The following is a 19479-nucleotide window of genomic DNA, read 5'->3' as shown; positions in this document are numbered from 1 at the left end:
ATTGCCGTGCAGCCGTTACGCCAGTGCGCCGCGCAGCCTGCCGAGGGTGCGGTCGCGACCGAGCAGCTCCATCGACTCGTAGAGCGGCGGGGACACCGTGCGACCGGACACGGCCACGCGGACCGGGGCGAAAGCCTTGCGCGGCTTGAGGCCGAGGCCGTCGATCAGCGCGGCCTTGAGCGCCGCCTCGATCGCGGGCGTCGTCCACTCCGGCAGTGCGGTGAGCGCCTCGATGCTGGCGTCGAGGACCGGCTTGGCGTCGGGACCCAGCGCCTTGGCGGCGGACTCCTCCTCCGGGGCGAACTCGTCCTCGGCGACGAACAGGAAGCGCACCATCGCGGCGGCGTCGGACAGCACGATCAGCCGCTCCCGCACCAACGGCGCGATCGCGTCCAACGTGGCTAGTTGCGCGGCATCGGGCTCGGCCGGGAATACGCCCGCGGAAATCAGATAAGGCACGACCCGGCGCACGAATTCGGCGGTGTCCAGCGCGCGCAGGTGTTCGGCGTTGATGGCTTCGGCCTTTTTCAGGTCGAAGCGCGCGGGATTGGAGCTGACCTTGCCGATGTCGAACGCCTCGACCATCTCCGCCATGGTGAAGATGTCGCGGTCGTCGGCGATGGACCAGCCGAGCAGCGCGAGGTAGTTGAGCATTCCCTCGGGCACGAATCCGCGGTCGCGATAGGCGAAAAGGTCCGCCTGCGGGTCGCGTTTGGACAGTTTCTTGTTGCCTTCGCCGCGCACCAGTGGCATGTGCCCGAAGTGGGGGGTGAATTCCGCGACCCCGACCCGCTGCAACGCCTCGTAGAGCGCGATCTGGCGCGGCGTGGACGGCAGCAGGTCTTCCCCGCGCAGCACGTGGGTGATCCGCATGAGCGCGTCGTCGACCGGGTTGACCAGGGTGTAGAGCGGCTGACCGTTGGCGCGCACCAGAACCGGGTCGGGCACGCTGCCCGCCGGGAACGAGATGTCGCCGCGGACCAGGTCGGTGAAGCCGATCGCGCGGTCGGGCATCCGCAGCCGCAGCACCGGTTCGCGGCCCTGCGCGCGCAGTTCGGCGCGCTGGTCGGCGGTGCGGTCGCGGTCGGCGTTGTCGTAGCCGAGTTTCGGGTCCTGCCCGGCGGCCTTGCGGCGCTGCTCGACCTCTTCGTTGCTGGAGAAGGACTCGTAGAGTTCGCCCGCCTCGGTGAGCTTGCGCACCACCTCGGCGTAGCGGTCGCCGCGCAGGCTCTGCCGGTACGGGCCGAAGTCGCCGCCGACCTCGGGGCCCTCGTCCCAGTCGAGGCCGAGCCAGCGCAGCGCGTCGAGGAGTGCGGTGTAGCTCTCCTCGGAGTCGCGGGCGGCGTCGGTGTCCTCGATGCGGAAGACGAGTTTGCCGCCGCTGTGCCGGGCGAAAGCCCAGTTGAACAGGGCGGTGCGGATGAGCCCGACATGCGGGGTGCCGGTCGGTGACGGGCAGAAGCGGGCTCGGACTGGGGTACCTGCGGGTGGCGTGCTCATAGCCCGATGAGGGTATCGCCCTTGACCGCCGGGGTTCCCGGGTGCATGGTGGAGTTATTCAACTACCGTTGAAATAGGAGGGGTCATGGGCCACACCACGGTGTGCGTCGTCGGCGGCGGTCCGGCGGGGATGGTGCTGGGGCTGCTGCTGTCGCGGGCCGGGATCGAGGTCACGGTGCTGGAGAAGCACGACGACTTCCTGCGCGACTTCCGCGGCGACACCGTGCACCCGCCGACCCTCGACCTGCTCGACGACCTCGGCCTCGGCCCGGCGTTCGCCGCGCTGCCGCAGAGCCGGATCGAGCAGGTCATGGTCCCGTTCCGCGGCGGCGCGGCGCGGGTGGCCGACCTGACGTTGTTGTCGGGCCGCAACAACTTCATCGCGATGGTGCCACAGTGGGACTTCCTCGACCTGCTGGCCGACGCGGCGGCCAAGGAGCCGACGTTCAGCCTGCGGATGCGCACCGAGGCGACCGGACTGGTGCGCGAGCGCGGGCTGGTCACCGGCGTCACCTACAAGACGAAGGACGGCGAGACGGGCCGGATCGCGGCCGACCTGACCGTGGCCTGTGACGGACGCGCGTCGGTGCTGCGCGCGGCGGCCGGACTCACGCCGAAGTCCTACCCGACGCCGATGGACGTGTGGTGGTTCCGGCTGCCGCGCGCGGACGGGGATCCGCGCGGGATCGTCGGCCTGATCAGCAAAGCCCGCGCCGCGATCCTCATCGACCGCGGCGACTACTGGCAGTGCGCGACGCTCATCCGCAAGGGCTCGGATGCCGCCGCCCGCCGCACGCCGATCGGGGACATGGTGCGCAACCTGGTCGAGGTCGCCCCCTGGCTCGCCGACCGGGTCGATTCGGTGGCGTCGTGGGACGACGTGAAGGTGCTCGACGTCAAGCTGGATCGCTTGCGCCGCTGGCACATCGACGGCCTGCTGTGCCTGGGCGACGCCGCGCACGCGATGTCGCCGGTTGGCGGGGTCGGCATCAACCTCGCCGTGCAGGACGCCGTCGCCGCCGCAAGCCTGTTGGCCACACCGTTGCTGCGCGGCACTCTGTCCACAAGGGACCTCGCGGCCATACGCAGGCGGCGACTGCTGCCGACGGTCGTGGTGCAGACCATGCAACGCGTTCTGCACGCTCGTGCGCTCAAACCCGCGCTGGAGGGCCGCATCGAGATCGCGGGCGCGAGTCGCCCACCGCTGCCGCTGCGGCTGGTGTCGAGGGTTCGGTGGCTGCGGCCGATTCCGGCCCGCGTCATCGGCCGTGGTGTCCGCACCGAACGCACCCCGGACTTCGCCCGCCGCTGACTGTCACCCAGTCTCGACCGGGACGGCGTCGGGGCCGGTGAGCCAGACCAAGTGGGCATCGCCCAGTCGGTTGTGCGTGCTGAGCAACTGGTCGGCCGAACCGGAGATGAACGTCGAGCCGTCCGGGTCCCACATGATCGCTTTGGCGGGCTCGTCGAACTCCATGCCCCAGCCCAGGAACACGCCGTCGTCATCGGCGCCGAATCGGTAGCTGTAGAGCCCGTACAACGCGAACAACCTGGGCGCCGCGTGCAGCGCGGCTTCGTGCAGGGACTCCATGGTGCGCTCGTCGGACGTCATTGTGCCTCCTTGGTTGCCACCAACCTAGCGCGAAACGTTTAGCGGCACGAGTCACACGATTGAGTGATGCGGTATCGCCTCGGGTGCGAGAGGATCACCGCATGGCTGTCAGGAACGACCCCTCCGCGCTGCGCTGGCTGATCGGCGTGGAACTGGCGAACATGCGCAAACAGGCGACCCTCGCACCGCAACAGGTGCTCGACGCCACGGGCATCTCCAAGTCGAAGTTGAGCAGTATGGAGAACGGGCGCTACCAACAGCACCCAGACGACCTGGCCAAACTGCTCGCGCTCTACGGCGCCCCATCCCGCGACTTCGACCGAATCAGTTCACTCGCGGGCAGTGCCACCGGCCGAACGTGGTGGGCGCCGTGGTCGCACGTCGTGCCGGACTGGGTGAAGACATTCGTCGGTCTGGAAGGGCTGGCCGAGGCGGAGTTCGTGTTCGAGCCGATGGTGCTGCCCGGACTGCTCCAGACCGAGGACTACGCACAAGCGATCACGGAAGCGACGGGCTTCGTCCGCCGCGACCACAGCGAGCGGTTCGTCTCGTTCCGGCAGGCACGAGCGAAACGACTCACGGACGACGATCCGCCAATCCTGCGCGCGGTGATCGGCGAGGCCGCACTACGCCTCAACGTGGGCACATCCGGGGTGCGCCAGGCGCAGTACCGACACATGCTGAGCCTGGCCAAGCTTCCCAACGTCACGATTCAGGTGCTGCGCCCGGAAGACGGCCCGCATACTGCGGGAAACGGTCAATTCTACGTGCTCGACTTTGCTCAAGCCCAGTCCATCGCTTACGCCGAGCACTTGGACGGCGCGGTATACGTACAAGACCAGGACGACGTGCACACCTATAAACTGGCCGTGGAGAACCTGCAGTCGGTCGCGCTCGCACCGGCCAAGTCCCTCGCGCTGATCAGATCACTGGCTGGCGCGGGCTAGCCAGGAGGCCACCATGTCCGCCCCCGACCTGCGCACCGCCCGGTGGATCAAGAGCAGCTTCAGCACCAACAACGGAGTCTGCGTCGAACTCGCCTTCCTTGCGGCGGGCACGCGGTGGATCAAGAGCAGCCACAGCACCAACAATGGCGACTGCATCGAGCTGGCCATCGTCGCCAATCGGGTGGCGGCGCGGGACTCCAAGAACTCAGACGGGCCGGTGTTGGCCTTCCCGACGGAGTCCTTCCACACCCTGCTGCGCCGGGTCTGACCGCAGCCATCCACAAGGCGCACAACCATCCACAGGTTCAGCCGCCCCCTACCCCCACCCCCACACCACCGATAGACTGGCGCAGGGCCGATCCCCCAGTGGATGGGTGGGGGTTGTAGTTGGGGGGCGCAATCGGTTCAGCGGTTGGCGATCGGGTTGGTCAGGGTGCCGAGGCCCTCGATCGACACCGACACCGTCTGGCCCGCCGTCATCGGGGCGACGCCCGCCGGGGTGCCGGTCAGGATGACGTCGCCCGGGAGCAGGGTCATCACCCGGGAGATCCACTCCACCAGTTTCGGGATGTCGTGCAGGAGCAGTGAAGTGCGCGAATCCTGCTGCACCGCACCGTCCAAAGTGGTCTGGATGGCGAGGTCGGCCGGGTCTAGCGAGGTGTCGATCCACGGGCCCAGCGGGCAGAAGGTGTCGTGGCCCTTGGCGCGGGTCCACTGGCCATCGGCCTGTTGCTGGTCGCGCGCGGTGACGTCGTTGGCGATGGTGTAGCCGAGAATCACGTCCTTCGCCCGCGCGGCCGGGACATCGCGGCACGGCATCCCGACGACCGCGGCCAGTTCGCCCTCGAAGTCCACTCTGGACGAATCGGCGGGCAGCTTGATCACCGCGCTCGGGCCGATGATCGTGGTGGACGGCTTCATGAAGATGACCGGGTTCGCGGGCGCCTCCCCGCCCATCTCCTTGACGTGGTCGGCGTAGTTCTTGCCTACACACACGACCTTCGTCGGCAGGATCGGGGCGAGCAGCCGGGTGTCGGCCAGCGGCCAGCGGCGGCCGGTGAACGTCGGGTTGCCGAACGGGTGCTCGGCGATCTCCGCCGCGACCTGGTCGGCACCGTCGCCCTCGACGGAGACGAACGCGACGCCGTCGGGGTGGGCAATTCGAGCGATACGCACAGGCCCACCCTAAACAACGCTCACCGCTCGACCGCCGTGAGGCTCTCCTTGGCGAGCAGGTAGCCGGGCAGCACTTTCGCGTACTCGGCCGGGCTCTCCGCCCCGACCGACACGACGATCGTGCGCAGCGGCGTCGCGAGCGCGAACGCCCTGCCGCGCTGCGCGTCCGACTTCGCGTACGTCAACTCGACACCGGAACCCTTGCCCACCGGCGAGTCCCGGTACTGCGGGTCGGAGATGACGCCCTCGCCCTGCAGGAACCGCTCCAGCGCGCCGCGCGGCGAACTACCCGAGTCACTGCCGATCCAGACTCGGACCTGGCCCGCGGCAGAGGTGATCGCGCAGGCGGACTCAAGCCCGTCGCGCGGGTCGGCGGCAGGGAGCTGGGGCTGCCAGCCTTCGGCAATGTCGAAGGCGAACGGCATCGGACAGGACTGCGGCGTGCCGACGCGCCGCGCACCCACCGCGGCTCGCACGTCCGCATTCCACACATCCGGTGCGGGCGCCGCGCTGGTCGGCGGGTCGGACGAGCCACTGGCCGCCGGTGGGCCGTTGCCCGCACACGCGGTCACCGCGGCCGCCACCAGCACGATCCCGGCGAACTCCCGAATCCGACGCACCCGACGGCCTCCCTCGACGCCTGCACCGGCCTACGGTCGCAGGCCGCCGGTGGGCACCCCGGACCGGACCCGCATGGCCTTGTGCGCCAGCGCATCGCACAGGGCGAGCCAGCTCGCCTCGACGATGTTGCCGTGCACACCGACCGTGGTCCATTCGAGCTCGTGGTCCGTGGACTGCACCAACACCCTGGTGACGGCATCGGTGCCGTGTTCGGTTGCACGCGGACCGCCACCGGAAGTCAGAATCCTGACCTTGTAGTCGGTCAGCTCGACCTCGTCGAGCCACGGCAGGTGCGGCACCAGCGCCCGGCGCAGCGCCGCGTCCAGCGCGTGCACGGGGCCGTTGCCCTCCGCCGTGGCGATCACCCGTTGACCCGCGACGTGCACCTTCACCGTCGCCTCCGACACCACCTCGCCGTCGAGCCGGTGGTCGAGGATGACCCGATACGACTCCAGCTCGAACGGCGTGCGGATGTCCGCGGGCTCGGCGTCGGCGATCTCGCCGCGCAGCAACAGCTCCAGCGACGCGTCGGCCGCCTCGAACGACCAGCCGCGCGCCTCCAGCTCCTTCACCTTGCGCAGCGCGCTGTTGACCGCGTCGGGCCTGCCGGCCAGGTCCACGCCCAGCTCATGTCCCTTGAGCTCCAGGCTGGCCCGGCCGGCCATCTCGGTGACCAGCACCCGCATGCCGTTGCCGACGATCGTCGGGTCGATGTGGTTGTACAGCACCGGATCGACCTTGATCGCGCTCGCGTGCAGGCCCGCCTTGTGGGCGAAGGCCGACAACCCGACGTATGCCTTGTGGGTGTCGGGGGCGATGTTCGCGATCTCGGCAAGGGCATGGGAGACGCGGGTCAGCTCGGTCATGGCGTCGGCGGGTAGCACCGGCATGCCGAGCTTGGTCACGAGATTCCCGAGCACGGCGAACAGGTCGGCGTTGCCCGCCCGTTCGCCGTAACCGTTGGCGGTGCACTGGACGTGGCTCGCGCCCGCCTGCACCGCCGCGATGGTGTTGGCCACCGCGCAGGAAGTGTCGTCCTGACAGTGGATGCCCACCCGGAAACCGGTGCGGGCGACGACCTCGCCGACGGTGTCGGCCAGGCCGAGCGGCAACTGCCCGCCGTTGGTGTCGCAGAGGACGAGGACGTCCGCGCCCGCCTCCGCGGCGGCCCCGAGCACCCGCAGCGCGCAGTCGGGGTCGAAGGCGTACCCGTCGAAGAAGTGCTCGGCGTCGAGGAACACCCGCCTGCCCTCGGCGACGAGGAACGCCACCGTGTCGCGGACCATCTCCGCGGCCTCGGCCACGTCGGTGCGCAGCGCCAACTCGATGTGCCTGCGGTCGGACTTCGCCACCAACGTCACCACCGACGCCTGGGCGTCCAGCAGTGCCCTGACCTGCGGGTCCCGCGCCGCCGTGGTGCCCGCGCGGCGCGTCGACCCGAACGCGACCAGGACGGCATGCTTGAGCCGCAACTCACTCGCCGCGCGGGCGAAGAACTCGGTGTCCTTGGGCATCGCGCCCGGCCAGCCGCCCTCGATGAACCCCACGCCGAGCCCGTCGAGCAGCCGCGCCACGGCCAGCTTGTCGGCCACCGAGTACGAGATGCCCTCCCGCTGGGCGCCGTCGCGCAGGGTGGTGTCGTAGACGTGGAAGGAGTCGCCGAGCGGCGTGCCTGCGGGCGTCGTGCGGGTCACGGGAATGCTCCTCGTCGGGTCCGGTCGCGGCCGGGAAAGGTGCCTGGGAATACAAAAAAGACCCCCCGCTGGGCTGCGAGAGGTCTGCGCGCTGGGAGTGGGAAACAGCTACCCAGCGCGCTCATCAATAATGATCACGGCGAAAACGGCCATGCCAGGGATCGTGCCACAGTGGACTTCGGCATACCAACTCACGGACAGAACCTCCCAACTGGCGGGAAACGGCGAAGGCCACCTCCCTGTGGGGAGGTGGCCTTCGCCCTGGTTGTGCCGACCGCTAGCCCGTCTTGACGTTCGACGAGACCAGGGCCGCCAGGCGGTCCCCGACTGCGAACGTGCCGCCCGGGGACTGGTGGTCGCGGGTCGCCAGGTCGAACGCGACCGACGCCTCGATCCGCCGGGCAGGCTCCGATTCGCCGAGGTGGTCGAGCAGCAGCGCCACCGACAGCACGGCCGCCGTCGGGTCCGCCGCGCCCTGCCCAGCGATGTCCGGCGCGCTGCCGTGCACCGGCTCGAACATGCTCGGGTTGCGCCGCGTGATGTCCAGGTTGCCGCTGGCCGCGAGCCCGATGCCGCCGGTCACCGCGGCCGCGAGGTCGGTCAGGATGTCGCCGAAGAGGTTGTCGGTGACGATGACGTCGAACCGGCTCGGGTCGGTGACCATGTGGATCGTGGTGGCGTCCACGTGCTGGTAGGCGACCGTGACCTCGGGGTGCTGCAGCGACACCTCCTCGACCACGCGCGACCACAGCGAACCGGCGTGGGTGAGGACGTTCGTCTTGTGCACCAGGGTGAGGTGCCTGCGCGGCCGAGCCGACGCGCGCCTGAAGGCGTCGCGGACGACCCGCTCGACGCCGTAGGAGGTGTTGACGCTCACCTCGGTGGCGATCTCGTGCGGAGTGTCCTTTCGCAACAGTCCGCCATTGCCTGCGTAGAGCCCTTCCGTGCCCTCGCGGACCACGATCATGTCGATCTCGCCGGGCTCGCTGAGCGGACTCTTCACCCCCGGGTAGAGCCGGGCCGGGCGCAGGTTGACGTGGTGGTCGAGCTCGAACCGCAGCCGCAGCAGCAGGCCGCGCTCCAGGATGCCGCTGGGCACCGACGGGTCGCCGACCGCGCCGAGCAGGATGGCGTCGTGGCCCCGCAGTTCGCCGAGCACCGACTCCGGCAGCAGCTCCCCCGTCGCGTGCCACCTCGCCGCGCCGAGGTCGTAGCGGGTGATCTCCGCGGTCGGAGCGACCTCGCCGAGCACCTTCAGTGCCTCAGCGATGACTTCCGGCCCGATCCCGTCACCTGGGATCACCGCGAGCCGCATGCACACACCTCCCGGAGTATCGGCCCGAACTGACTAGGGCCTGGTAGACGAACGAAGGCTACCGGGAACTCGCCCGGTAGCCGCATCTCACCACCCCTCTGGGTGGTCTTGACCCCGCCTGCGGCCGCGAAAGTACCCGAACGGTGCCCGGATCGGTTGTCGACCAACCGTTCCGGGCACCATGGCCCGGCGGGAGCGCGTCCCAGTCCGTGGACGCTCAGCCGAAGTCGATCGAGCGCACGATCGCGGCGCCGACCGCCGCGCCGATGGACTCCAGCACCGACTGGTCCACCGCGCGGCCGACCCGCAGCAGCATGACCGCGTCGGTGCCCTCGGTGGTCTGGCTGATCTGCGCGGCGTCGATGTTGACCCCCGCCTCGCCGAGCAGCGTGCCGACCGTGCCCATGACGCCGGGGCGGTCCGGGTACTCCAGCAGCAGCACGTCGCCCTCGGCGCGCAGGTCGAAGTGCCTGCCGTTGACCTCGACGATCTTCTGGACCTGGGCCAGGCCGGACAGCGTGCCGCTGACGGTCATCGAGTCGCCGTCGGGGTAGACCGCGCGCAGCGTCACCAGGCTGCGGTGGTTGGCGCTTTCGGACTCCTTGGTCAGCTCGACCGTGACCCCGAGGTCCTCGGCGAGCCGCGGCGCGTTCACGAACGTCACCTGGTCCTCGACGAGGCCCGCGAAAACCCCGCGCAGCGCGGCCAGCGGCAGGATCGAGACGTCCTCAGTGGACAGTTCACCGCGGACGAGCACGGTGATCGAGGTAGGCGCCTTGCGGCTCAGCGCGGACAGCACCGTGCCCAGCTTCTGGGTGAGCGGCAGGTATGGGCGGACTTCCTCGCCGACAACGCCGCCGGAGGCCACGTTGACCGCGTCCGGCACGAACTCGCCGCGCAGGGCGAGCAGCACGGAGCGGGCCACGTCGGTGCCCGCGCGGTCCTGCGCCTCGCTGGTGGACGCGCCGAGGTGCGGGGTCACCACGATGCCGGGCACACCGAACAACGGGCTCGACGTGGTGGGCTCGGTGATGAACACGTCGACGCCCGCGCCGCGCACCTGGCCCGACCGGACCGCGTCGGCCAGCGCCTGCTCGTCGACGAGGCCGCCGCGCGCGGCGTTGACGATGATGACGCCCTTCTTGGTCTTGGCGAGCGCCTCGGCGTTGAACAGGCCCTTGGTCTCGGGGGTCTTGGGCAGGTGGACCGAGATCACGTCGGCGCGGCCGAGCAGCTCGTCGAGGTCCACCAGCTCGATGCCCAACTGCGCGGCGCGCGCGGCCGACGCGTACGGGTCGTAGGCGATGAGCGTGGTGCCGAACGCGGCGAGCCGCTGGGCGAAGAGCTGGCCGATCTTGCCGAGTCCGACCACGCCGACCGTCTTGCCCTGCAGCTCCACACCCGAGAACGCGCTGCGCTTCCACTGCCCGCCCTGCAGCGTGGCGTGCGCGTCGGGCACCTGGCGGGCCACGGCCAGCAGCAGCGCCACCGCGTGCTCGGCCGCCGAGACGATGTTCGACGTCGGCGCGTTCACCACCAGCACACCCCGGTCGGTGGCGGCGGGCACCTCGACGTTGTCGAGCCCCACACCCGCGCGGGCGACGACCTTGAGCCTGTCGCTTGCCTTGAGCACCTCGGCATCGACCTGCGTCGCCGACCGCACGAGCAGCGCGTCGGCGTCGACAACGGCGGCGAGCAGGGCGGGCCGGTCGGTGCCGTCGACGTGGCGGACCTCGATCTCGTCGCCGAACACCTCCAGCACGGACGGCGCGAGCTTCTCGGCGATGAGGACGACGGGACGGCTCGAAGTGGACACGCTGCGACTCCAGGGTCAGGACGCTGGGTGGCGGTTACCGCGCTGTAACCGGGTCGCGAAGAGTCTATGACTGCCACTGAACCGTTCAACCCAGGGGTGAGACAGGTGACATGTCAGGTTTCGGTCAGCTCATTCGCCGATCACCGGCGGCGCGGTGAACTCGTCGTTGCCGAACATCTCGTCGTCGTCCCCCTCGACGAGGTAGGACGGCCTGCGCCGCTCGGGCTCCTTGGGCACGACGAACTCTTCGGGGGCAGGGCGGATCGGGACGGGGGTGACGCCGGTCGAGTAGCCGCCGGAACCGGTGGGGCCGAAGCCGCCGGGCCCGAACCCGGCGGCGGGGAGCGGCGCCTGGACTCGCGGTGGCCGCAGGGCGGGTGGCTGGTGTTGCGGCCCGGTGAGGTGTGGGGGCCCGGTCGGGTGTGGCTGACCGGAGGGGTTTGGGGAGCCGGAGGGGTTTGGAGGGCCGGACGGCTGTCGGCCGGGGGTGGCCGCATGCCGCTCGGGTGCGAGTGGCTGCGGCAGTCCGCCAGGGTGCTGTGGTCCGGTCACGTGCTGGCCGGGCGGCTGCCGCTGCGGTGCGACCGGGTGCCGGTCGGGTGGGTTCGGCCCCTGCGGTGCGCCCGCGCCGGGTCGCGGACTCGACGGGGCACCTGGGGGTGCGCCTGCCGGTCGCGACGGAGCCGGGTCGGTTGTCGCGGGTGGCCTGGGCAGGTTGCCGGTGTGGGGTGGCTGCCCGTGGCCTGGCATCGACTGCGCGGCCTGGTGGGGCGCTGGGCCTGGCGGAGCGGGGAGCGGCGTGCGCTGCGAGTCCGTGGCGCCTGCCGGTCCCGACATCGGGGTGCGCTGGGGGAAGGCAGGCGGCTGAGGGCGTCCCGCAGGCGCCTGCATCCCGCCCGAGGGCTGGTGTCCGACGGTCTCCGAGTGGACCTGCGACCGCGACCCGGCCGAAGGCTGGTGCGGAGGACGCCCGGCGGACTCCGGCTGCACACGACTGGCAGCCGACGCCTGCCGCACCTGACTCGCGGACTGTGGCCCCGGGGGACCCGACCCGGCCGAACTCTGCTGCCGGGGGTGCCCGGCGGACTCCGGCTGCGGCGCGCCCGAAGGCGGGGCGGCGGCTGGATGGTGCGGTGCCCGCATGGCAGCGGACGACCGCGGGTGACCGGTCGCAGGTGGATCCGGCATCCGGGGCCGCTGCACGAATGGGCCACCAGCCTGCGCAGGCGGTCGTGCCTGCGCGGCGGGCGGCGGCTGCCCCGGCGGAGTCCACGCTGCGCGAGCCTGCTCCGCCGGGGTTTCCAGAGTCCCGGACACGGTGCCGTCAGCGGACCGCCGCAAGGGCGGGTCCCAGTGGGGAGCCGACTCGGGCTCGATCCACGCCGGTTCACCCGATCCGGCGAGGTCTTCCCGGTCGGTCCCGGACGGCCCGTCCGGGCCGGTCACCACGGCTCGTCGAACTCGCCCGCCTTGGCGCCCTCGACGAAGGCGTCCCACTCGGACTCGGTGAAGACGAGCACGGTGTCGTCCGGGCCGGTGTACTTGGAGTTGCGCATGGCGATGTAGGTCTTGCCGTCGGTGTGCGGGACGAACGCGATCTCGACGTACTCGCCGTCGGGGTCGGCGTCGGGCTCGGCGGCGCGCTGCCACTCGGCCTTGGTCAGGTCGAGGTTGCCACGAACCTCGGCCTTGTCGTCGTAGATGGGGGCGCTTTCCATCACGTCTCCTTGCGTGTCCGATATTTCGACGACCAGGTATACCGCAGGCTACCGGCGACGACACACGCACCGTGTCGCTACGGCCGTCGAACGATCGCGCTGCGTAGCGTATGGGTCGTGAGTTCGTATTACCTGCGCTATCTGCGCGGCGAGCACGAGGCCGTCTGGGACGACCTGCGTGCGCTCGGCCCCATTCCCGGCCACCTCGCCGAGGACGCGGGCGCGGTGGCGGACGAGACGATGATCCGGGTCGCGCAGCATGTGGCGCGGATCGCGGCGGCGCTGCCCGAACTGGGCTGGGTGTCCGCCGACCGCCTCGTCGCCGCGCATCAGCCGCCGACCGACGCGGACGACACCCTGGTCGACCTGCTCGTGGACAAGATCGGGGCGTTGCCCGCGGCGCTGGAGGCGTGTCTGCGTCGGGTGGGCGAGGTGTGGTTCGCGGGCGACTGCCCGGCCCTGTACCTGACCTACCACCAGCAGCCCGCGCCGCGGTCGATGCCGCCGGGCCCGGAGTTCCCCGACCCGCTGTGCCTGGGCAACGCCTACTACCTCGGCTACGAGTGGGAGCAGTGTGCGGACCCGGCCCACTTCGCGTTCGCGCTGGCGCCGGACGAACTGCACAAGGCGAACATCAGCGGCGCCACGCACGACATCGACCTGCCCGACGCCGTCGCCGACCCGGTGCTGCACGGCGTCGCGGGCAGACCCGGGGTGACGCTGGTCGGGTACCTGCGGGAATCCGTTGCGTGGGGCGGGTTTCCGGGCTATTCGTTCGCCCCGGACCTCGCCCCGGAGGCGCTCATCACGCTGCGCACCAGGCCGGACTTCTGAGCCGCACGGCGGAGTGGCCCGCGGCGGCGAACGCCACGGGCCACCCCTATCGGACAAGTCTCAGGCCGTCTCGGTGATCGGCCGGTCGACCCACGACATCAGGCCGCGCAGCTTCTTGCCGGTCTCCTCGATCGGGTGCTTCGCGCCCTCTTCCTGGAGCCTGCGGTAGTTCTGGCGGCCGTTCTCGTCCTCGGCGACCCATTCGCGGGCGAACGTGCCGTCCTGGATCTCGCCGAGGATCTTCTGCATCTCCGCCTTGACCGCGGGCGTGATGACGCGCGGGCCGCGGGTGAGGTCGCCGTACTCGGCGGTGTCGGACACCGAGTAGCGCTGCCGCGCGATGCCGCCCTCGTACATCAGGTCGACGATGAGCTTGAGCTCGTGCAGCACCTCGAAGTAGGCGATCTCCGGGGCGTAGCCCGCCTCGGTCAGCACCTCGAAACCGGTCTGCACCAACGCGGACGCGCCGCCGCAGAGCACGGCCTGCTCGCCGAACAGGTCGGTCTCGGTCTCCTCGGTGAACGTGGTCTTGATGACCCCGGCGCGGGCGCCGCCGATGGCCGCCGCGTAGGACAGCGCGAGCGCCTGGGCGCCGCCGGTGGCGTCCTGCTCGACGGCGATGAGCGCGGGCACGCCCTTGCCGTCGACGAACTGGCGGCGCACGAGGTGGCCGGGTCCCTTGGGGGCGACCATGGCGACGTCGATGTTCGCGGGCGGCTTGATCAGGTCGTAGCGGATGTTGAAGCCGTGCCCGAAGAACAGCGCGTCGCCGTCGGCGAGGTTCGGCTCGATGTCGTCGGTGTAGATGAAGCGCTGCTTGGTGTCCGGCGCGAGCAGCATGATCAGGTCGGCCTCCGCCGACGCCGCCGCCGGGGTGAGCACGCGCAGGCCCTGCTCCTCGGCCTTGGCGCGGGACTTGGAGCCCTCCGGGAGTCCTATTCGGACGTCCACACCGGAATCGCGCAGGCTCAGCGCGTGCGCGTGGCCCTGGCTGCCGTAACCGATGACCGCCACCTTGCGTCCCTGGATGATGCTCAGGTCGGCGTCGGCGTCGTAGAAGATCTCGACGGACATGGTGCTCTGTACTTCCTTCCTCGGAAACTGTGGGTTAACGAACTGCCGTCGCGGTGATGGAGCGGGGTCCGCGGCCGATGGCGACCATGCCGGACTGCACCATCTCGCGCACGCCGAAGGGCTCCAGCATCCGCAGCAGCGCCTCGATCTTGTCCGCGGTGCCGGTGGCCTCGATGGTCAGCGCCTCCGGCGAGACGTCGACCACCTTGGCGCGGAACAGTTGCACCGTCTCCAGCACCTGGCTGCGCACGGTGGCGTCGGCGCGCACCTTGACCAGCAGCAGTTCGCGCTGCACCGCGATCGCCGGGTCCAGCTCGACGATCTTGATGACGTTGATGAGCTTGTTGAGCTGCTTGGTGACCTGCTCCAGCGGCAACTCGTCCACGGCGACCACGATCGTCATCCTGGACACGTCCGGGTTCTCCGTCGGGCCGACGGCGAGGGACTCGATGTTGAAGCTGCGCCGGGAGAACAGCCCGGCGACGCGGGCCAGCACACCCGGCTTGTTCTCGACCAGCACGCTCAGCGTGTGTTTGCTCATGATCATTCCTCGTCGAACAGCGGGCGGATGCCGCGCGCGGCCATGATGTGGTCGTTGCCCGTGCCCGCCGCGACCATCGGCCACACCTGGGCGTCCTTGCCCACCACGAAGTCCACGACGACCGGGCGGTCGTTGATCTCCATGGCGCGGTGGATGGTCGAGTCGACGTCTTCCCTGGTCTCGCAGCGCAATCCCGCGCAGCCCAGCGCCTCGGCGAGCAGGGTGAAGTCGGGGATGCGGTGCTTGTGCGTACCAAGGTCGGTCTGGGAGTAGCGGCCCGAGTAGAACAGGTTCTGCCACTGGCGGACCATGCCGAGGTTGCCGTTGTTGATGACCGCGACCTTGATGGGCGCGCCCTCGATGGCACAGGTGGCCAGTTCCTGGTTCGTCATCTGGAAACAGCCGTCGCCGTCGATGGCCCAGACGACGGTGTCGGGCTTGCCGAACTTGGCGCCCATCGCGGCGGGCACGGCGTAGCCCATGGTGCCGAGGCCGCCGGAGTTGAGCCAGGTGCCCGGCTTCTCGTAGCGGATGTGCTGCGCGGCCCACATCTGGTGCTGGCCGACGCCCGCGGTGTAGATGGCGTCGGGGCCCGCGATGGCGCCGATGCGCTCGATCACGTACTGCGGCGCCAGCGTCCCGTCCGACGGCCACTCGTAGCCCAGCGGGAACGTCTCGCGCCAGGTGTCGAGGGTGGCCCACCACGGCTTGAGGTCGGCGACCCCCTGAGCGCGCTCGGTCCGCACCGCGGCGATCAGTTCGACCAGGATCTCCTTGCAGTCGCCCACGATCGGCACGTCCGCGCGGCGGTTCTTGGATATCTCGGCCGGGTCGATGTCGGCGTGCACGATGGCCGCGTCGGGCGCGAACGAGCTGAGCTGGCCGGTGACCCGGTCGTCGAACCGGGCGCCGAGGGCGACCAGCAGGTCGGCGCGCTGCATCGCGCCGACGGCGGGCACGGTGCCGTGCATGCCGGGCATGCCCAGGTGCTGCGGGTGCGAGTCGGGAAACGCGCCGCGCGCCATCAGCGTGGTGACGACCGGGATGCCGGTCAGCTCGGCCAGTTCGCGCAGCTCGGCCGAGGCGTGCGCCTTGATGACGCCGCCGCCGACGTAAAGCACGGGCCGCTTGGCCGCGCAGATCAGCTTCGCGGCCTCGCGAACCTGCTTGCCGTGCGGGCGCGTGGTCGGCCGGTAGCCGGGCAGCCGCAGCTCGGGCGGCCAGGAGAACGACGTCATCTCCTGCAGGACGTCCTTGGGGATGTCGACGAGCACCGGGCCGGGGCGGCCGGTCTTGGCGAGGTGGAACGCCTCGGCGATCGTGCGCGGGATGTCGACCGCGTCGATGACCAGGAAGTTGTGCTTGGTGATCGGCAGCGTGATGCCGCAGATGTCGGCTTCCTGGAACGCGTCGGTGCCGATCAGCGCGCGGCTCTGCTGGCCGGTGATGGCGACGACGGGCACCGAGTCCATGTTGGCGTCGGCGAGCGGGGTGACCAGGTTGGTCGCGCCCGGGCCGGAGGTGGCCATGCACACGCCGACCTTGCCGGTGGCCTGCGCGTATCCGGTGGCGGCGTGGCCCGCGCCCTGCTCGTGGCGCACCAGCACGTGGCGCAGCTTGGTCGAGTCGAGCAGCGGGTCGTAGGCGGGCAGGATGGTGCCGCCGGGAATGCCGAAGACCACCTCGACGCCTACCGCCTCCAGCGACCGGACGAGCGACTGCGCACCGGTCACCCGGACGGGAATGCCGGACGGCGGGGTCGGCTTGGGGCGGCCAGGCTGTGCGGTCACAGCCGCAGACGCCTGCCCAGAGTTCGCTGCGGCCGTGGTCGGCCGCGATGTTGCGCTGGTCATCGGTTCTGCCTCGTGGGTGTCTCGTGGACTGGGTGTCGGGGTTCGGAATTTGAGCCCTGGGCACGAAAAAACCCCCGCCGACCGACAAAGGCCGTACGAGGGTCGCGCGTTCGATTGCTGGCGAGTCTTCCGTCAGCGTCGAACGCGCGTGGGAAGTACGAGAATCAGGTGTGCGGGCACGCGGCTGACGTTAGTGCGTTCGGGGTAGAGCGTCAACTCTGCGGGACGGCGTTCCCGGATAGTGGACACCGTCGGCGGCCCCGGGCGCCGGGCCGATGCCGCCGGGGTGCACCATCTAAGGGTGTCAGAGCACCAGGTTCCGTCCCGACTCGTGTTCCGAATTCCGGCCATCGCGGCGCTCGCCGCGCTGCTGTTCGCGGTCGGCGCGACGCCGGTGGCGTTCGCCGCGCCGGGGCTGGCGGCGATCTACCTCGTGCCACTCGCGGCCGTGGTGTGGGTGCTGCGGGTGCGCACCACCGCCGACGCCGACGGCCTCCGGGTGCGCCAGGTGTTCACCAGCCGCGCGTTGCCGTGGTCCGCGCTCAAGAGCCTGCGGTTGACCAAGCGCGCGGGCGTGCGCGCGGTGCTCGACGACGACACCGAGGTCGCGCTGCCGTCCGTGCGGGTGCGCCACCTGCCCGCGCTGGCGCTGGTCAGCGGCGGTCGACTGGACGACCCCACCGCGGCGCCTACCGAGGACGAGGCCCCCGCGGCGGAGTAGCCTGGCGGGCACCGCTCCCCGCTTGTCCGGCGCCCACCCGGCGTCGCAGCCGCCAGATTCGCGATACGAGAACGACATTGGAGGAGCCGTGCCCGCGCTGCGCTCCCGCACCACGACCCACGGCCGCAACGCCGCCGGAGCCCGCGCGCTCTGGCGCGCCACCGGCATGACCGACTCGGACTTCGGCAAGCCCATCGTGGCGATCGCCAACTCCTACACCCAGTTCGTGCCCGGCCACGTGCACCTGCGCGACCTCGGCGACATCGTGGCCGACGCGATCCGCGTGGCGGGCGGGGTGCCCAGGGAGTTCCACACGATCGCCGTGGACGACGGCATCGCGATGGGCCACAGCGGGATGCTCTATTCGCTGCCCTCGCGGGAGATCATCGCCGACGCGGTCGAGTACATGGTCAACGCCCACCAGGCCGACGCGCTGGTCTGCATCTCCAACTGCGACAAGATCACCCCCGGCATGCTCAACGCGGCGCTGCGGCTCAACGTCCCGGTCGTGTTCGTCTCGGGTGGACCGATGGAGGCGGGCAAGGCGGTCGTCGTCGGCGGAGTCGCGCAGGCGCCGACCGACCTGATCACCGCGATCTCGGCGTCGGCCAGCCCGGAGGTGGACGACGAGGGGCTCACCGAGGTCGAACGGTCCGCCTGCCCCACCTGCGGTTCGTGCTCGGGCATGTTCACCGCGAACTCGATGAACTGCCTCACCGAGGCACTCGGCCTCGCCTTGCCCGGCAACGGTTCCACGCTGGCCACGCACACCGCGCGACGCGACCTGTTCACCCGCGCGGGCACGACGGTCGTGGAGCTGTGCCGCCGCTGGTACGAGAACGACGACGAGTCCGCGCTGCCGCGCTCGATCGCCAACCGCAAGGCGTTCGAGAACGCGATGGCGCTGGACATGGCGATGGGCGGGTCCACCAACACGGTGCTGCACATCCTCGCCGCCGCACGGGAAGGCGAGATCGACTTCACCCTGGCCGACATCGACGCCATCTCCCGGCGGGTCCCGTGCCTGGCCAAGGTGTCGCCGAACTCCGACTACCACATGGAAGACGTGCACCGCGCGGGCGGAATCCCCGCCATCCTGGGCGAGCTGTACCGGGGTGGGCTGCTCAACACCGACGTGCACTCGGTACACAGTCCGTCGCTGGCGCAGTGGCTGTCCGAATGGGACATTCGCGCCGAGGCACCGTCGGCGGCCGCGGTCGAGCTGTTCCACGCCGCGCCGGGCGGAGTCCGCACCACGCAGGCGTTCTCCACCTCGAACCGATGGTCCTCATTGGACACCGACGCGGCGACGGGCTGCATCCACGACGTCGCCAACGCCCACACCGTCGACGGCGGATTGGCCGTGCTGTACGGGAATCTGGCCGAGGCGGGTGCGGTGATCAAGTCCGCGGGCATCGAGGAGGACCTGTTCACCTTCCAGGGCCCGGCGCGCGTGGTGGAGAGCCAGGAGCAGGCCGTGTCGGTCATCCTGGGCAAGCAGATCCAGCCGGGCGACGTGCTCGTGGTGCGCTACGAGGGGCCCGCGGGCGGCCCCGGCATGCAGGAGATGCTGCACCCGACGGCGTTCCTCAAGGGCTCGGGCCTTGGCAAGAAGTGCGCGCTGGTCACCGACGGCCGGTTCTCCGGCGGGTCGTCGGGGCTGGCCATCGGGCACGTCTCCCCGGAGGCCGCGGGCGGCGGCACCATCGGCCTGGTCCACGACGGCGACCAGATCCGCATCGACGTGCACGAGCGCACGATGGAACTGTTGGTGAGCCAGGAGATCCTGGCCGAGCGCCGGGCGAAGATGGACGCCGGTGAGCGGCCGTGGCAGCCGGTCGACCGGGTGCGCCCGGTGACGGCCGCGCTGCGCGCGTATGCCCGGATGGCCACGGACGCGTCCACCGGCGCCGTCCGCGATCCGTCCCGCTAGACATGCGTCGAGGGTCGCGGTGGGGCTGGGCGCACGCCGCCCCCCGCGGTTGCGCGGCGAGCGGCCCACCCACCCCGGGGGCCCGGCCCCGCCCCCCGCCCGCCCCCCGGCCCCCCACCCCGAC

The 19479-nt window shown here is 70.6% G+C and carries 17 protein-coding genes; 6 read left to right on the top strand and 11 right to left on the bottom strand.

What is annotated here, in order from left to right; genetic code table 11:
* Positions 1–15: 15 nt before the first annotated feature.
* Complete coding sequence (gene gltX, locus ACT4N7_RS23250; RefSeq protein WP_444830951.1) at positions 16–1500, bottom strand: glutamate--tRNA ligase; 1485 nt, start codon at positions 1498–1500, stop codon at positions 16–18.
* Between the two features lie 85 nt (positions 1501–1585).
* On the opposite strand from gltX, the gene ACT4N7_RS23245 reads away from it, so the two are divergent.
* Positions 1586–2812, top strand: coding sequence for an FAD-dependent oxidoreductase (locus tag ACT4N7_RS23245; RefSeq protein WP_444830950.1), 1227 nt, complete (start codon positions 1586–1588; stop codon positions 2810–2812).
* Positions 2813–2815: 3 nt separating this feature from the next.
* On the opposite strand, the gene ACT4N7_RS23240 is transcribed toward ACT4N7_RS23245, so the two are convergent.
* Positions 2816–3112: a hypothetical protein gene (locus ACT4N7_RS23240; protein WP_444830949.1), complete on the bottom strand. Its 297-nt coding sequence runs from the start codon at positions 3110–3112 to the stop codon at positions 2816–2818.
* Between the two features lie 101 nt (positions 3113–3213).
* On the opposite strand from ACT4N7_RS23240, the gene ACT4N7_RS23235 reads away from it, so the two are divergent.
* A complete protein-coding gene (locus ACT4N7_RS23235; RefSeq protein WP_444830948.1) occupies positions 3214–4059 on the top strand; it encodes a helix-turn-helix domain-containing protein in 846 nt (281 codons plus the stop codon).
* Between the two features lie 13 nt (positions 4060–4072).
* Positions 4073–4327 (top strand): DUF397 domain-containing protein, encoded by a 255-nt coding sequence (locus ACT4N7_RS23230; RefSeq protein WP_444830947.1) that lies wholly within the window; start codon positions 4073–4075, stop codon positions 4325–4327.
* A 137-nt stretch (positions 4328–4464) separates the two neighbouring features.
* On the opposite strand, the gene ACT4N7_RS23225 is transcribed toward ACT4N7_RS23230, so the two are convergent.
* From ACT4N7_RS23225 to ACT4N7_RS23200, 6 genes are all read right to left on the bottom strand, one after another.
* Positions 4465–5235 carry a fumarylacetoacetate hydrolase family protein gene (locus ACT4N7_RS23225; protein ID WP_444830946.1) on the bottom strand — a complete coding sequence of 257 codons (771 nt, stop codon included), beginning with the start codon at positions 5233–5235 and terminating at the stop codon, positions 4465–4467.
* Positions 5236–5255: 20 nt separating this feature from the next.
* Positions 5256–5855, bottom strand: coding sequence for a lipoprotein (locus ACT4N7_RS23220; protein WP_444830945.1), 600 nt, complete (start codon positions 5853–5855; stop codon positions 5256–5258).
* A 30-nt stretch (positions 5856–5885) separates the two neighbouring features.
* Complete coding sequence (gene cimA, locus ACT4N7_RS23215; protein WP_444830944.1) at positions 5886–7550, bottom strand: citramalate synthase; 1665 nt, start codon at positions 7548–7550, stop codon at positions 5886–5888.
* Positions 7551–7827: 277 nt separating this feature from the next.
* Positions 7828–8865: a 3-isopropylmalate dehydrogenase gene (locus tag ACT4N7_RS23210; RefSeq protein ID WP_444830943.1), complete on the bottom strand. Its 1038-nt coding sequence runs from the start codon at positions 8863–8865 to the stop codon at positions 7828–7830.
* Positions 8866–9082: 217 nt separating this feature from the next.
* On the bottom strand, positions 9083–10681 hold the full coding sequence (gene serA / locus ACT4N7_RS23205) for a phosphoglycerate dehydrogenase (protein WP_444830942.1): 1599 nt from the start codon (positions 10679–10681) through the stop codon (positions 9083–9085).
* 1442 nt (positions 10682–12123) lie between these two features.
* Positions 12124–12399 (bottom strand): DUF397 domain-containing protein, encoded by a 276-nt coding sequence (locus ACT4N7_RS23200; RefSeq protein ID WP_444830941.1) that lies wholly within the window; start codon positions 12397–12399, stop codon positions 12124–12126.
* Between the two features lie 117 nt (positions 12400–12516).
* Between ACT4N7_RS23200 and ACT4N7_RS23195 the strand changes: the two genes are divergently transcribed.
* Positions 12517–13233, top strand: a complete 717-nt coding sequence (locus ACT4N7_RS23195; protein ID WP_444830940.1) for a hypothetical protein — start codon at positions 12517–12519, stop codon at positions 13231–13233.
* A gap of 60 nt (positions 13234–13293) precedes the next feature.
* Here the strand turns inward: ACT4N7_RS23195 and ilvC are convergent, their stop codons facing one another.
* From ilvC to ACT4N7_RS23180, 3 genes are read right to left on the bottom strand one after another with little or no spacing between them, the layout of a single operon-like run.
* Positions 13294–14307: a ketol-acid reductoisomerase gene (gene ilvC, locus ACT4N7_RS23190; protein ID WP_444830939.1), complete on the bottom strand. Its 1014-nt coding sequence runs from the start codon at positions 14305–14307 to the stop codon at positions 13294–13296.
* A gap of 34 nt (positions 14308–14341) precedes the next feature.
* Complete coding sequence (gene ilvN / locus ACT4N7_RS23185) at positions 14342–14848, bottom strand: acetolactate synthase small subunit (protein ID WP_444830938.1); 507 nt, start codon at positions 14846–14848, stop codon at positions 14342–14344.
* 2 nt (positions 14849–14850) lie between these two features.
* Positions 14851–16701 carry an acetolactate synthase large subunit gene (locus tag ACT4N7_RS23180; protein WP_444830937.1) on the bottom strand — a complete coding sequence of 617 codons (1851 nt, stop codon included), beginning with the start codon at positions 16699–16701 and terminating at the stop codon, positions 14851–14853.
* A 301-nt stretch (positions 16702–17002) separates the two neighbouring features.
* On the opposite strand from ACT4N7_RS23180, the gene ACT4N7_RS23175 reads away from it, so the two are divergent.
* Both ACT4N7_RS23175 and ilvD read left to right on the top strand, forming a co-directional pair.
* Positions 17003–17422, top strand: a complete 420-nt coding sequence (locus tag ACT4N7_RS23175; RefSeq protein WP_444830936.1) for a PH domain-containing protein — start codon at positions 17003–17005, stop codon at positions 17420–17422.
* Between the two features lie 88 nt (positions 17423–17510).
* On the top strand, positions 17511–19355 hold the full coding sequence (ilvD, locus tag ACT4N7_RS23170; RefSeq protein WP_444830935.1) for a dihydroxy-acid dehydratase: 1845 nt from the start codon (positions 17511–17513) through the stop codon (positions 19353–19355).
* Positions 19356–19479: the final 124 nt, after the last annotated feature.

It is taken from the genome of Actinokineospora sp. (assembly GCF_052390155.1).
Classification (GTDB): domain Bacteria; phylum Actinomycetota; class Actinomycetes; order Mycobacteriales; family Pseudonocardiaceae; genus Actinokineospora.
This window is presented reverse-complemented; position numbering and strand designations above follow the sequence as displayed.

Bases quoted from the DNA above. Each gene is read 5' to 3' on its own strand.
- gltX (WP_444830951.1), bottom strand. From the start codon at position 1,500: ATGAGCACGCCACCCGCAGGTACCCCAGTCCGAGCCCGCTTCTGCCCG.
- ACT4N7_RS23245 (WP_444830950.1), top strand. From the start codon at position 1,586: ATGGGCCACACCACGGTGTGCGTCGTCGGCGGCGGTCCGGCGGGGATG.
- ACT4N7_RS23240 (WP_444830949.1), bottom strand. From the start codon at position 3,112: ATGACGTCCGACGAGCGCACCATGGAGTCCCTGCACGAAGCCGCGCTG.
- ACT4N7_RS23235 (WP_444830948.1), top strand. From the start codon at position 3,214: ATGGCTGTCAGGAACGACCCCTCCGCGCTGCGCTGGCTGATCGGCGTG.
- ACT4N7_RS23230 (WP_444830947.1), top strand. From the start codon at position 4,073: ATGTCCGCCCCCGACCTGCGCACCGCCCGGTGGATCAAGAGCAGCTTC.
- ACT4N7_RS23210 (WP_444830943.1), bottom strand. From the start codon at position 8,865: ATGCGGCTCGCGGTGATCCCAGGTGACGGGATCGGGCCGGAAGTCATC.
- ACT4N7_RS23200 (WP_444830941.1), bottom strand. From the start codon at position 12,399: ATGGAAAGCGCCCCCATCTACGACGACAAGGCCGAGGTTCGTGGCAAC.
- ilvC (WP_444830939.1), bottom strand. From the start codon at position 14,307: ATGTCCGTCGAGATCTTCTACGACGCCGACGCCGACCTGAGCATCATC.
- ilvN (WP_444830938.1), bottom strand. From the start codon at position 14,848: ATGAGCAAACACACGCTGAGCGTGCTGGTCGAGAACAAGCCGGGTGTG.
- ACT4N7_RS23180 (WP_444830937.1), bottom strand. From the start codon at position 16,701: ATGACCAGCGCAACATCGCGGCCGACCACGGCCGCAGCGAACTCTGGG.